Source organism: Cohnella cellulosilytica, from assembly GCF_042431195.1.
GTDB lineage: Bacteria > Bacillota > Bacilli > Paenibacillales > Paenibacillaceae > Cohnella > Cohnella cellulosilytica.
Map to the genome: position 1 here is coordinate 56,595 of NZ_JBHMDN010000073.1, position 14,151 is coordinate 70,745.

The following is a 14,151-nucleotide window of genomic DNA, read 5'->3' on the forward strand; positions in this document are numbered from 1 at the left end:
ATGTTTACGAATTTGCGGCCTGTCAACAAGCTCGTCATCCAAGCCGTTCTGCTCGTCTTTGCGGTTATCTGGCTGTATCCGCTTATCGAATCGGTCATCCAGTCGCTGCAGATTAACGGATTCGACAACTATTTGGCCGTGATCCGGCATCCGAAGGTCGACTATTTCCGCGTCGTGTTCAACAGCCTGTTCGTGGCGTTCTGCTCGATGCTGATCGTCAGCCTGCTGGCCAGTCTGGCCGCTTACGCCTTCGCCAAGATGCAGTTCCGCTTCAAGAATGTGCTGTTCTACTCGCTGGTCGCCTGCTTGGCGATTCCGGCTACGGCGGTCATGTCGCCGCTCTTTTTCACCATGAAGTCGCTGCATCTGATGAACACGTATTGGTCGCTTATTTTGCCGCTGGCGGCGTTTAACGCTCCGTTTATGCTGCTCATCCTGAAAAATTACTTCGAAGGCATCCCGAACGCCATTCTGGAAGCGGGGATGATCGACGGAAGCTCTTCGATCCGGCTGTACCGGCAAATTATGCTTCCGCTCGGCCTGCCTGCCATCATTAACGTGATGGTGCTTACGTTCATCTATTCCTGGAACGACTATATCATACCGCTGCTGTTCGTGCGGAAGGAATCGATGTATACGGTGACGCTGGCCACGCAATTTTTTACCGGGACGACGGGGCAGACGCCGGAGATGGTCGCGCAGCTGTACGCGGCGCTCATCCTGATGACGATTCCTTCGATTATCATTTATTTGTTCGGACAGCGGTACATGCAAGCGGGCTTGACGGCGGGGGCCGTGAAGAGCTAACGACGGGGGAGGCGGATTCGGTTGGACAAGGAAGGAAAACGCATTGTGCATTTGCCGGTGACGGGGGAGCGGACTTACGTCAATCCTCTGCCGCTGGAAGGCGTCGCGGGAGAAGCTCCGGTATCGGATGTGCATCCCGATCCGTACGTATTGAAGCATAACGGCGTGTACTACACGTATGCCACGGGGGAAGCCGGTGTGCTGGCTCTGCGCTCCAAGGACGGCGTGAATTGGGAGCATAAGGGCTGCGTTTATCGGCGGGAAGGGTTCAAGAATTACTGGGCTCCGGCGGTCGTCTACGAGAACGGCACTTTCTACCTGTATGTCTCCTCCATGCCGGAGGGCGAGGAGGACGTTCACAAGGAATTTCTGCAAGTCGCGGTATCGGAGCGGGCGGAAGGGCCTTTCAAGTACGTCCGCACGCTGTACGATACGTTCTCGCTGGATGCCCACGTCGTTAAGGACGAAGCCGGGGATTATTATTTGTTCTACTCCAACAACGAGTATTCCGGGGTGGACGCCGAGCGTCCGGGCACCGTCATCCTGGCGGACAAGCTGCTGGACATGGTCACTCCGGCGGGCAAGCCTCAGCTGATCGTCGCCCCTACCCTCGACGAGGAGATCTATGAGGAAAACCGTTTCGGAGACAGACGCGACTGGCATACGATCGAGGGCGCGTTCTACGTTCGCCGGGGCGACAGGCATTATATGATGTACAGCGGGAATGCTTATGTGAGACCGAATTATTTTATCGGCTATTCTTCCGCCCCCGTGCGGGATGAAGCTGGGTTGATCGGACTCGATTGGACGAAGCACCCGTCGGACGACCGCTATGAGCCGCTGCTGCGCAAAAACGACGGAGTCGAAGGCGTCGGGCACAACTCGGTCGTGCGCGGGCCGAACAATGTGGACGAATGGGTATATTACCATGGCCGCAATGCGGCGGACGAACTGGATTTCGGCCGCGAGCAGCGCACGATGCGCGCCGATCCCTTGCTCTGGAGCGGCGAGCGGATGTGGATGCCGGGTCCGACCTATGAGGCGCAGGATGCACCCGCTCTGCCGGCTCTTCGCGAGCTGTTCGACTCGGGGGCGGGCGGCAGGCTGTCCTCGGAGATCTGGGAGGAGCTTGCGGGAGAGTGGGCAGTCGGCGACGGCGAGGTCATGCAACGGGTTCCGGCGCAGACGATGTCCGTCGTGACGGCGCGATCGTTCGGAAGCCTCGTGCTGGAGACGAGCGTCAAGTGGCGCTACGATCATCGCGGAGGGCGTTACGGCGTCTATGCTTGTTATGTGGACGAGCGGAATTTCGTGGCGTGCGTGCTGGACGTCGGACGGCGGCAGTTGGAGGCCTATGCGGTCAGCGGAGGCATCAAGCACGGCGTCGTTCGGTCGGCTCTGCCGTTCGAGTTTCGGTTCGACGTCTATCATACGCTTCGCGTGGAGAAAACCGGGGGCAGCTACGTGTTTAAGCTGGACGAAATCGAGCTTGCGGCCGCGTCGTATCCCCATGAGTCAGGACGGATCGGGCTGGTCACCTTCTTCACCTCCGCTTCGTTCGCAGGCGTGGAGGTAACCGAGCATCTCGCGCTGCGACGCGGGACGGAGTCGGGCTTCGTCGCGGCGATGTCGCTCGCGGAAGGCAGCGGCTCCGCCGAAGCTGCGGAGGGCAAGCTGAGCTGCCGTTCCCGCGACGGACGCACCGCCTGGCTGATCGGCTGGGAGCCTGCGCGACGCGGCGGGGCTTACCGGTTTGCGTTTGATCTGAGGTTGGCGGCCAACGCGGCGTATGCGGGCGCTTATGTCGCGTATGCGGCGGACAGCGGCTCAGCGATCGAGTGCAGGCTCGTTCGTTCGGGCGATAGAGCAGGCAGACGCGCCGAAGTTGTTGTCCGCTCTGTCGGGGGAGAGACAACGCTGGCCGTTGTGTCTCTGTCGGCGGATTTCGACTGGGGCGCGGCTCACACGTTCGATATTACGGTGCGGGCAGGACGTCTGTTCGTTCGCTTGGACAATCTGCTGCTGCTCGACGGCGTTCACGAGCTGGCGAAGGCAGACGGCATTCCGGGCTTCGTCTGCTGCGGCGGCCAGGCGGAGTTCAGCCTTGTCTCCCTGACGGGTATCGAGTAATTTGTGGGGTTTTCCGATTGACCTCTCATGAGTGAGCGTATATTTCCAAGCCTAAGCCCTCGTCTGCGCCTATTGGCGCGAGCGGGGCTTTTTGGGTATCCCCTTCAGTCAGGCCCCCTGCCTGCTGATGGCCGATATGCGATTTTCTAGAGTAACGCGTCCCGCTAGAGCCCCATTCGAGAGCCGATGCACGAATTTTTCGAGTAACGCGCCCCGCTAGAGCCCCATTCGGGAGCCGATGTACGAAATTTTAGAGTAACGCGTCCCGCTAGAGCCCCATTCGAGAGCCGATGTACGAATTTTTCGAGTAACGCGCCCCGCTAGAGCCCCATTCGGGAGCCGCTGTACGAAATTTTAGAGTAACGCGCCCCGCCGAGCCCCATTCGGGAGCCGATGTACGAATTCTTCGAGTAACGCGCCCCGCTAGAGCCCCATTCGGGAGCCGATGTACGAAATTTTAGGATAATGGTACTTTTTCCAGCTACGTCGTTCCCCGTTCTCTCCGGCGGTAATCGCTTGGAGCCAGTCCGGTCTCGCGCTTGAATACTTTGGAGAAGTGGGCGGCGTCCGCGAAGCCGCAGTAGTCGGCGATCAGGTCGAGCTTGAGCGAGGTGGAGGCCAGCAGCTCCTTGGCGCGTTCGATTCGCAGCAGCAGCAGGTGACGGTGCGGGGTCGTGCCGAACGAACGCGCGAACAAGGCGGAGAAATGGGATTCGGAATAGCCCGCGTGCTCGGCCATGTCGCTCACCGAGAGCGGAGCCGACAGCCGGAAGGAGAAGAAGGCGTTCATCTTGGCGCGGAACTGCTGCTCGGCGAAGCCGGCGGATACGGGCAGCTCGTGGTCGCCGATCATGTGCAGCAGCAGCTCGAGGGCGAGCTGCTGAACCTGCAGAGCGCTTCGCAGATCGTTGCCTTTGAAATGCTCGATCATCCGGTACAGCGTGTCCCGGCACTCGACGGGCCGCTTCGGCTTGAACTTGACGGGCACCTCGACGCCGGGGAGATCGTTCAGGCGAGGCTGGAGTAGCCCGGAGTAGCCCTCGAGACTCGTCATGCCCGGGGTCGTGACGAAGCTTTCCTCCCGGCGCGGCCGATAGAAGAAGTCCAGGTGCGCGTTCGGCACGATGCACTGTCCGTACCCTCTCGTCGTGAACAGCCAGCCCGGCTGGATCAGCGCGAATTCTCCTTCGAGCAGCTCGTACTCCGTTCCTTCCACCGTCAGGAGGTAGCGGCCCTGCTCCAAATAAAGCACCAGATAGTCAAGCAGCCGTCGCGGCCCCTGGAAGAACGATTCATTAATAAACCGGTAGCAGAGACGAACGTAAGGCAGGGCAAGCTCTTCGCTCCATTCGAAGTCCAATTGTCGGGGCATGGCGTTATCCTCCGTTGTTTTTGACAAGTTTGTTCGTGGGATTAAACAAGCGGAGGGCAGATTCCGCTTCTATAATACAAGTATATCCCAACGTTCATAACGTGGAAATCGACAAGTGGAAAAGGCGTGCGAACCGCCGTCGCTGCGCTGCATCCCGGCGCACGGCGTCCTTGGCGCCACAAGGTGGAATAAGGAGGGTCTCTGATGAGTTTAGCGAATGTGCCTGCCGTAATGAAGTCCCCCGTTTTCGCCGGTCAAGGCCGGGTGGAATGGGTGGAGAAGAAGGTCCCGAATCCGAGGCCCGGACAGCTGCTACTGCAATCGAAAGCCAACGCGTTATGCGGCTCGGAAAAAGGGTTCTATCTGAACGGCTCGGAGGCGCTCACTCTCGGTCATGAGGCGGCGGGCGTCGTCGTTGCGGCCGGGACGGGCACGACAACCGAGATTGGGGCGCGCGGCGTTGTTTTCCTGATGGACTTCTGCGGCGAATGCCGGAGCTGTCGTCTCGGCTATACGAACCAATGCCTGCATAAGCGGGCGGATATGGGATTCACCCACGATGGGGGATACGGCTCGTATATGCTGGTGCACGAAAATATTTTCTTTCCGATCGACGATGACTTGTCTTTCACCGACGCTACGCTGCTGCTTGACGTGATGGGGACCGGCGGTCACGCCGTTCGTCGCGCCAGGCTGGCGAGACCGGACATCGAATCGGTGCTTGTCGCCGGGGCGGGCCCGATCGGGCTGGCGCTGCTGGCGATGTCGAAGCTCATGCTGGGGAAGGACGTTCCGGTGTTCATGACGGACGTGACGGTCTATCGGCTGGAGCTGGCGCAAAAAATGGGCGGAATTCCGATTCGCGCCGACCGGGCCTCCCTGGCGGAAGAGCTGCGGAAGCACGGGCATTCCGAGGTCGACGCGGCATTCGATTCCAGCGGCAGAACCGAGGCGAGGAGACAGGCGATGGACGTACTCGGCAAAAGAGGCGCGCTGGTGTGCGTCGGCCATGGCGGCGGGCTGTCCCTTGACGTCAGTCCGGACTTGATCGCGGCGGAGAGAGCCGTGCTGGGCAGCGAATATTTCGCTTTCGCGGAGCTCGCCGAGAACGCTGCGCTGCTGAAAGAGCATCTGCAGGCGCTAAGACCGATTATTACGCATCGTTATCCGGCGGGAGAGCTTCAAGCGGCAGCTGAGCTGTTTTTCTCCGGGCAGTGCGGAAAAGTGGTGGTGGAGCATGAGTAAAGCGCGGGGAGAGCGAGTGCGGATCGCGTTAATCGGAGCCGGAGGCTGGGGAGAGCAGCATGCCCGCGTGTTCTCGCAGAGCGAGCTGTCGGAGCTGTGCGCCATCGTCGGCAGGACGCCCGAGCGGACGGCCGAACGCGCGGCGAGGTACGGAGCGCGGGCATACACGAGCATCGGGGAGATGATCGCCAAGGAGAAGCCGGACCTGGTCAGCGTCTGCCTTCCGAATCAGGATCATTACGACGCGACGATGGAGGTAATCGAGGCGGGTGTGCCGCTGTTCGTCGAGAAGCCGCTCGTCTTCGATCTGGGGGAAGCGGAACGGCTGCTGGCCGCGGCCGCGGAGAGCAAGCTGTTCTTCGGCCTCAATTTCAATCATCGCTACGCGAAGCCGATGCGGCTGGCGAAGAGCAAGCTCGACGCCGGAGCGCTGGGTGATCCCATATTCGCGACTTGGCGATTCGGCGGAGAAGGGGACGGCGGTCACCCTTACGCCAATCTGATCGAAACCCAGTGCCACGGCTTCGATTCGCTGGAATATTTGCTGGGGCCGATCTCCTCGGTCATGGCGGAGATGACGGAGATGACCGGCAAGGGCTTCAGCACGATGTCGATCTCGCTGCGTTTTGCCAGCGGCGCGGTAGGCAGTCTGGTCGGCTCCTACGACTCCTCCTACGCCTATCAAGACACGCAGCGGCTCGAGGTGAACGGAACCGCTGGCCGGCTCGTGATCGACGATACGGTCAGGCAATTCCGCTTCCAGCAGGCGGGCAGCGAGCTTGCGGAAACGTGGCAGGCGGGCTACTTCAACGACCGGGACAGGGAGTTTCACCGAACGTTCGACACTCATGCGGACGTGATGCTGAAGGCATTCCTGACCGGAGAGGAACCTCCGGTGCACGCCCGGGCGGGCCATCGCGCGCTGAAGCTTGCTTGCGCGGCGATCGAATCCTGCACGGAAGGAAGAAGGGTCGCCGTGCCGGAAGCGGATTGACCGCTGCGGAGCAATCGGATACAGTCGAATTAACGGCGATAACCCCATATAACGGGCCGGTTATCGCCTTTGTTCGATCCGGGGGGCGAAGACGGATGAAACATCGCTTGCTCTATTTGGCAGCCGCGGCGCTGCTGATCGTTCTGGGGCTCGGCGTCCGCAGGTATTCGTCGGGACTTCCACCGCTGATTGCCGACCATGCCGGAGACGCGCTGTGGGCGGCGATGGTCTACTGCGGCTTCCGGGCGCTATTCGTCGGGAGAAGCAGGCGGGCGGCCTTCTTGGCCGCGCTGATTTTCAGCTTCGCGATCGAGTTCAGTCAGCTGTATCAAGCGAACTGGATCAATGGCGTCCGCGCGACGACGATGGGCGCTTTGATTCTGGGCCGCGGTTTTCTGGGGATCGATCTGGTTCGTTATTTGGCCGGCTGCGCGGCGGCCTTCGCGATCGATAAACTGTGCGCGGGAGGCGTCCGGTCGCCGGCAAACCGGCGGAAGTGAGAGAGCTCCGGCCGGTGCTGCCGCAGCCTGCGAGACGGGGTAGAATACGGCTGCGGAAAAGCGAATACACTTAACGGAAAGATCGGCCGACCGCCGTTATGCAGTGCAGCATCGCGCTCCGAGACGCCAGAACCCGGTCAAGCTCTCGTCATGGTATTCCGGTTGATGCGTTCTGCGGATTGACGGCGGCCAAGGATTCGGATACAGTCAAATAAGCGGCGATAACCCCTCTGAACAGGGCAGGTTGTCGCCTTTGTTACGTCTATGCGGGAGGGGGCAAGCCATGGGCAAGACCGCGAAAACCAATTCGTTAGGCCACTATTACGAGATGCTGGGCCGATACCTGCTTCCGCAGCGGAGCTCGCTGATCGGCCTGACGGCGCTGCTGTTCGCTTCGATCGGCTTGCAGCTCGTCAATCCGCAAATCATTCGTTATTTTATCGATACCGCTCAATCCGACCGTTCGCTGGAGCCGCTCTACTACGCCGCGCTGCTGTTCATCGGCTTCTCGCTTGTGCAGCAGATCGTCTCCGTCATCGCCACTTACGTCAGCGAGAATCTGGCTTGGCGCACGACGAACCGGCTGCGGGGCGATCTGGCCGAGCACGGTCTGAAGCTCGATATGTCGTTCCACAAGTCGAACACGACGGGCTCGATCATCGAACGGGTGGACGGGGACGTGAACGCGCTGGCCAACTTTTTCTCCAGCTTCATCATCCACTTGGCCGGCAACCTGCTGCTGATGGCGGGCGTGATCGTCCTCCTCTTCCGGGAAAATGTATGGATCGGCGCGGGTATGCTGCTGTTCGTGGTCGGCTCCGTGTTCGTCATTCAGTGGATTCGCAAGTTCGCGCTTCCGGTATGGACGAAGTGGCGGCAGGTCAACGCCGAGTTTTACGGCTTTATCGGCGAGCATCTGGAAGGGACGGAGGATACTCGGGCCAACGGGGCGACCGGTTTCGTCATGAACCGGTTCTACGGCCTGCTGCGCCGGATGCTGCCGATTCGCACGAAGGCTTTTCTCGGGTTCGCTTCGATGTGGGTGACGACGATTGTCGTGTTCGCCCTGGGCAACGCAATGGCGTTCGCGATCAGCGCCTATCTCTGGAAGCAGGGCAGCATTACGATCGGTACGGTGTATTTGATTTTCTACTATACGGAGCTGCTTGCCAAGCCGATCGAGAAAATTCGCACCCAGATCGAGGATTTGCAGAAGGCGGACGCCAGCCTCGTGCGCATTCGCGAGCTGTTGGGCATGCGCTCGAAAATCGAGGACGGCCCGGGAGCCGAGCTGCCTTCCGGGCCGCTGGCCGTCGAATTCGACAATGTAACGTTCGGCTACGACGACGAGCCGACTCTGGACGGCATCCGCTTGCGGCTCGCTCCCGGCGAAGTGCTCGGGCTGCTCGGCCGAACAGGCAGCGGCAAGACGACGCTTGCCCGCTTGCTGCTTCGCTTCTACGACCCGAGAGAGGGAAGCGTTCGGCTGGGAGGCGTGGATATCCGCGAATGCAAGCTCGGCGAGCTGCGGACGAAGGTCGCGCTTGTCACGCAGAACATCGAGATCATTCAGGGCAGCGTGCGCGACAATCTGACGTTCTACGACGAGAGCGTGCCGGACGAGCGCATGATCGGCGTGCTTCGCGAGCTGGGCTTGGGCGACTGGTACGATTCGCTGCCGGAGGGGCTGGATACGCCGCTGGCTTCGGGCGGCGGGAGCCTGTCCGCGGGAGAAGGGCAGCTGCTTGCTTTCGCGAGGGTGTTCTTGACCGACCCGGGTCTGGTCATTCTGGACGAAGCTTCGTCGCGGCTCGATCCGCTGACGGAGCATCGGCTGGAGCGGGCCGTCGACAAGCTGCTGAAGGACCGAAGCTGCATCATGATCGCGCACCGGCTCGCGACCGTCGAACGGGCCGACAAGATCGTCATTCTGGAGCAAGGCCGCATCATCGAGAACGGACCGAGGAAGGCGCTGGCGGCCGATCCGGACTCCCGCTTTAGCCGCATGCTGGCGGCCGGGCTCGAGGAGGTGTTGGCATGAGTACGTTCTCGTATATGTGGCGATTGATCCGTTATCGCCCGGGCTGGTATGTGTTCAACGCGCTTGTCTGGACGGCGATCTATCTGATGCCGATCGTACCCGGCCTCGTTACGAAGGAGTTTTTCGATTCCTTGACCGGCGATGCGGCAACAGGGCTCGGCATAGGGGCGCTGATTGCGCTGCTGATCGGCTTCGCTTTGGCCAGAAGCGCGACCGTCTATCTGGGTTTCATTACGGATGTGAGCTTCCGTTTCCGCATGGGGATGCTCCTGCGTCGCAACGTGCTTGCGCACATTTTGCAGCGTCCGGGCGCGCGGGCGATTCCGGGTTCGCCCGGAGAGGCGATCAGTCATTTCCGCGACGATGTCGATCAATCGGAGGAGGCGGTCAGCTGGTCGGTGGACGTCTTCGGCATGACCTGCTTCGCCGTCGTGTCGTGCTTTATTCTTCTGCGGATCGACGCCGAAATGACGACGCTTGTGTTTCTGCCGCTCGTCATCGTGATCGTCGCGGCGCAGCTCGCCACGACCCGGCTGCAGAAATACCGCGCGGCAAGCCGGGAATCGACGGCGAAGGTGACGGAAGCGATCAGCGAAATGTTCGGCAGCGTGCAGGCCATTCAGGTGGCCGGCGCCGAGCATCGCGTGACGGAACGGTTCCGGAAATTAAACGACGACCGCCGCAAATCGATGCTGAAAGACAAACTGATGACGGAAGCGCTCGGCTCGATCTTCTCCAATATGGTGAACCTGGGAACGGGTCTGATCCTGCTGCTGGCCGGGCACAAAATGCGCGGAGGCGAGTTCACGGTCGGCGACTTCTCGTTGTTCGTGTACTACTTGACGTTCGTTACCCAGTTCATCTCCAATTTCGGCAATTTTCTGACCTATTTCAAGCAGATGACGGTCGCCAAGGATCGGCTGACCGGCTTGCTGCAAGGCGCGCCGGCGCAAGTGCTGACGGAGGCGAATACGCTTGGCGAGAAGGAGCCGGAGACACCCGCTGCCGGGAGGCAAACGAACGCTTCAGGCAGGAAGGAGCGGGAATTGGCGGCGAATAGGGGAGCGAACAGTGCCGGAGCGCAGTCTGCAAACGTCGAGGACGAACGGTTGGAAAGACTTGACGTAAGCGGCCTGACCTATCGGTATCCGGAAACGGGAAGGGGCATCGAGGACATCCGGCTGCACCTGCGGCGGGGTTCGTTTACCGTCGTTACGGGACCGGTCGGCTCGGGCAAAACGACGCTTGTGCGCACCCTGCTCGGCCTGCTTCCGCAGGATGCCGGAACGGTTCTCTGGAATGGGAGCGAGGTGGACGACGCGGGCCATTTCTTCGTGCCGCCTCGCAGCGCCTATTCGGCGCAATCGCCAAGGCTGTACAGCGACACGCTGCGCGAAAACATCCTGCTCGGTCTCGAGGACCGGGACGGACAGCTGGAGCGCGCGCTGCATACGGCCGTGCTGGAGGAGGATCTGCGGCATTTCCGCGACGGGCTGGGCACGGTCATCGGTCCGCGCGGCGTGAAGCTGTCCGGAGGCCAGGCCCAGCGGACGGCCGCGGCGAGAATGCTCGTGCGGGATGCGGAGCTATACGTGTTCGACGATCTGTCGAGCGCTCTGGACGTCGAGACCGAGCAGAAGCTGTGGGAGCGGCTGTTCGGCGACCGAGGCGAAGCGACCTGCCTTGTCGTCTCGCATCGCAAAGCCGCTCTGGCCCGCGCCGATCATATCCTCGTGCTGAAGGACGGCCGGATCGAGGCGGAGGGGACGGCGGAGAAGCTGCTGGAGCGAAGCGAATCGTTCCGCAGGCTGTGGCACGGAGACGAGAGCGGCTCCTAGAGCCCGCTGCCGACAGCTCAGCCGTCGATCCTAACAAAGAACCCGGGATGCCTCATCCCGGGTTCTTAACGCGCCGTTATTTTATGAAATCCTGAGGCGGACTCGCCATCGCGGCCAATGACCACGGCATTCGGACACCTCGTTATGTGCAAATAAAAAATTGCATGCCAAAGCATGCTGTGTTATGATGGGAACGTCTGCGATTATGTGTGTAGACATAAGTATAACATTTTATTTACACCTTTATCTTACCATGACTGTCTGCGGCATGTCAAGTGCTTTTATCCCTCCGTAATGAACGGACAAAGGAGCGTATGCGTAACGATGACAAATGAACAGGTATGGCAGGCGGAGCAGGAGCGACTGGATTCCGTTGCGGGCAAACTGAGGGCGAGGATTGCCGAGCTCGAGCCGGAGGCTGCCGGGCTGCGGGAACAGGTCACGGACATACGGAAGCGTTTCTGGGAAGAGGTTACGGTGAACACAAGCACGGAAGAGGACTTCGAGGAAACCTTCTTCACGATTCAGCAGCAGGCGGCGGTGTTGTCCGAACGGGAACGCAGTCATCGGCAGTTGGTGCAGCAGTGGCAAAACTTGAACCGGCTGCTGCCGTCGCCGTATTTCGGACGCATCGACTTCCGGGAGGACGGCTCGGACTTGACGGAGCGAATCTACATCGGGGTGGCGTCGTTCCTCGAGGAGGACGGCATGGATTTCCTCGTGTACGATTGGCGGACGCCGATTGCGAGCATGTACTACGATTGCTTGCCGGGGGCGGCCGCGTACGATACGCCGGGCGGCCTCATTGCCGGAACGATGGAGCTGAAGCGGCAATTCCGAATCGAGGACGGGCAAATCCGCCATCTGTTCGACGCGAACGTGACGATCGGGGACGAACTGCTCCAACAGGTGCTGGGCAAGGGCGCGGATGCGCAAATGAAGAGCATCGTGGCGACGATCCAGAAGGAGCAGAACGAAATTATCCGCAACGACAAAAGCAGACTGCTGGTTGTGCAAGGGGCGGCCGGAAGCGGTAAAACCTCTGCCGCCCTGCAGCGAGCGGCTTATCTGCTATACCGGCATCGCAATACGCTCAGAGCCGATCAGATCGTGCTGTTTTCGCCGAATCCGATGTTTAACAGCTACGTGTCCACCGTTCTGCCGGAGCTGGGCGAAGAGAATATGCAGCAGACGACTTTTCAAGAGTATCTGGAGTATTGGCTGGGTTCCTCGTTAACGCTGGAGGACCCGTTCGACCAGATGGAATACATGCTGGCGGAGCAGGCCGGCTCCGGATACGAGGCCCGTCTGGAAGGCATGAAATACAAGGCGTCGGAGTCTTATCTGAGGGCGCTTGGGCAGTACGCCAAACGGCTGGAGACGACGGGAATGCGGTTTAACGGCATCCGGTTCAGAGATCGCGATTTGATTACCGCCGAGCAGATGACGACGCGATTTTACAGCTGCGATCCGTCCATTCGTCTGGCTAACCGCGTCAACCTGCTGCAGGAATGGCTGCTCCGGGAGTTGAGTCTGCTGGAGCGCAAGGAACGGGAAGCGCTCTGGGTGCAGGAGGAGCTTAATTACCTTGACAACGAGCAGTACGCGGAGGTTCATAGCCAGCTTCACAAGGAACGCAGCGTGTTCGATTTCGGCGAGCGGTATGAGGAGGTCCGGGCGAAGCTGACCCATGAGCGCCGGGGAGACGAGGGGGATTTTGATTATGCCGAGCGGGAGGAGGAGCTTCTGCGAGCCGGGATCGTCAAGGAAAGCTTTAAGCCGCTCAGGCGAAGCGTTCGGAAGCTGGCCTTCCTGGACGTGTACGGAGTGTACGCTCAGCTTTTCGGCGATGCGGCCGCTTATCGCGAGATGGTGGGAGAGCCCGCCGTTCCCGCGCTGTGGCCGGACATCTGCAAGCAAACCAGGGAAAAGCTGGCCCGGTTTGAACTGTTTTACGAGGATGCGACTCCGTATTTGTATTTGAAGGAGCTGATCGAGGGCGTACGGACGAACACGGAGGTGCGGCATGTGTTCGTCGATGAGGGCCAGGATTATTCCCTGTTCCAATACGCGTATCTCAAGAGGCTGTTTCCGCGCGCCCGCATGACGGTGCTCGGGGATTTCGGGCAGGCGATTTTCGCCCAGGCGACCGATTTGCGCGAGTCCGAATCTCCGCTGGTCCGCTTGTACGGGGAGTCCGAGACAACGCTGATCCGCCTGGTTCGGAGCTATCGCTCCACGCGAGAAATCGTGGAATTCACGAAAGGGCTGCTGCCGGACGGCGAGGAGATCGTGCCGTTCGAGAGAAGCGGCGGCAAACCGCTGCTCATGACGGTGCGAAACGAAGAGGAGCGGATCGTCAAGATGACGGCGGCTTTGGCGGAGCTGCGGGAAGAAGGATTCGCGACTCTTGCCGTCATTACGAAAACCGCGGCCGAGAGCGCAGAGGCTTACGAGCGTCTGACGGCCCGAGGATGCGAAAATCTGCGGCTCGTTACGAAGGAGACGCTTTTCTTCGAGAAAGGCGTCATGGTCATTCCCGCTTATTTGGCCAAAGGCGTGGAGTTCGATGCAGTGCTGATCAACGACGCTTCGCCGGGCGCTTACGGTCGGGAGAGCGAGCGGAAGCTGTTTTATACGGCGTGCACTCGCGCCATGCATCGGCTTCAGTTGTATTCGACGGGAGCGTGGACGCCTTTCCTATCGGGGGTAGAAGACTCGCTGTACGAGGCGGAACAACAGGTTGAGGGATACCCCGTCAAGGGATAGGAAGCCTGCCGCCGACCCGGAGCGAGACACGAATCGTTTCCAGGACTGCGCATATGTGGCGATGACTAAAGTTAGGCAGTCTAGAGTGGCCCGTTTTTAACGGGGTGGGCTGATCGTGTTCGTGAAAATGCTTGGTTATCGTCCAATACGACTCAGGGTGATACGAATCATAGTGAAATTTCCAGGTGGACTGAGGGTTTTACGGATTGTACTGCCAGTCGTATTCGAATTGAAGGACACGAGTTGCCTCGCCCTTGCGATCGTGAATATATTCGGAGGCATGAAGAATGCCGTCTCCGTGTCTTATTCGAATCGTCTTTCGCACTTGAGGGTATCTCTCGTGTCCTTCATAATTTCCGCTAACAATTTCACCTTGGATAATATCGTCAAACTTCTCCTGCACATAAGACCAATCGGTGGGGACGATAGGCTCATGGGGGGGAGAGTTTTTCGAC

9 protein-coding genes are annotated in these 14,151 nt (G+C 60.0%); 8 read left to right on the top strand and 1 reads right to left on the bottom strand.

The genetic code is table 11. The features are described 5' to 3' along the window. Entirely contained in the window at positions 1-807 is an 807-nt protein-coding gene (locus tag ACFFT4_RS31590) for a carbohydrate ABC transporter permease (protein WP_378053185.1), read from the top strand. A gap of 21 nt (positions 808-828) precedes the next feature. Next, the gene (locus tag ACFFT4_RS31595) at positions 829-2,937 is read left to right on the top strand and encodes a glycoside hydrolase family 43 protein (RefSeq protein ID WP_378053187.1); all 2,109 of its coding nucleotides are present in this window, start codon (positions 829-831) and stop codon (positions 2,935-2,937) included. Positions 2,938-3,418: 481 nt separating this feature from the next. Here ACFFT4_RS31595 and ACFFT4_RS31600 read toward each other — a convergent pair whose 3' ends face one another. Continuing rightward, positions 3,419-4,309: an AraC family transcriptional regulator gene (locus ACFFT4_RS31600; protein ID WP_378053189.1), complete on the bottom strand. Its 891-nt coding sequence runs from the start codon at positions 4,307-4,309 to the stop codon at positions 3,419-3,421. A gap of 204 nt (positions 4,310-4,513) precedes the next feature. On the opposite strand from ACFFT4_RS31600, the gene ACFFT4_RS31605 reads away from it, so the two are divergent. The 6 genes from ACFFT4_RS31605 to helD all read left to right on the top strand — a co-directional run bounded on the left by ACFFT4_RS31605 (position 4,514) and on the right by helD (position 13,696). Beyond that, a complete protein-coding gene (locus tag ACFFT4_RS31605) occupies positions 4,514-5,554 on the top strand; it encodes an alcohol dehydrogenase catalytic domain-containing protein (RefSeq protein WP_378053191.1) in 1,041 nt (346 codons plus the stop codon). Next, complete coding sequence (locus tag ACFFT4_RS31610) at positions 5,547-6,548, top strand: Gfo/Idh/MocA family protein (RefSeq protein ID WP_378053193.1); 1,002 nt, start codon at positions 5,547-5,549, stop codon at positions 6,546-6,548. Before ACFFT4_RS31605 ends, ACFFT4_RS31610 begins: the two co-directional genes overlap by 8 nt. Positions 6,549-6,643: 95 nt before the next feature. Beyond that, positions 6,644-7,048 carry a ribosomal maturation YjgA family protein gene (locus ACFFT4_RS31615; protein WP_378053195.1) on the top strand — a complete coding sequence of 135 codons (405 nt, stop codon included), beginning with the start codon at positions 6,644-6,646 and terminating at the stop codon, positions 7,046-7,048. Positions 7,049-7,331: 283 nt separating this feature from the next. Next, positions 7,332-9,089, top strand: coding sequence for an ABC transporter ATP-binding protein (locus ACFFT4_RS31620; RefSeq protein WP_378053197.1), 1,758 nt, complete (start codon positions 7,332-7,334; stop codon positions 9,087-9,089). Next, positions 9,086-10,927 carry an ABC transporter ATP-binding protein gene (locus ACFFT4_RS31625; protein WP_378053199.1) on the top strand — a complete coding sequence of 614 codons (1,842 nt, stop codon included), beginning with the start codon at positions 9,086-9,088 and terminating at the stop codon, positions 10,925-10,927. Before ACFFT4_RS31620 ends, ACFFT4_RS31625 begins: the two co-directional genes overlap by 4 nt. 324 nt (positions 10,928-11,251) lie before the next feature. Continuing rightward, positions 11,252-13,696 (top strand): RNA polymerase recycling motor HelD, encoded by a 2,445-nt coding sequence (helD, locus tag ACFFT4_RS31630; protein WP_378053202.1) that lies wholly within the window; start codon positions 11,252-11,254, stop codon positions 13,694-13,696. Positions 13,697-14,151: the final 455 nt, after the last annotated feature.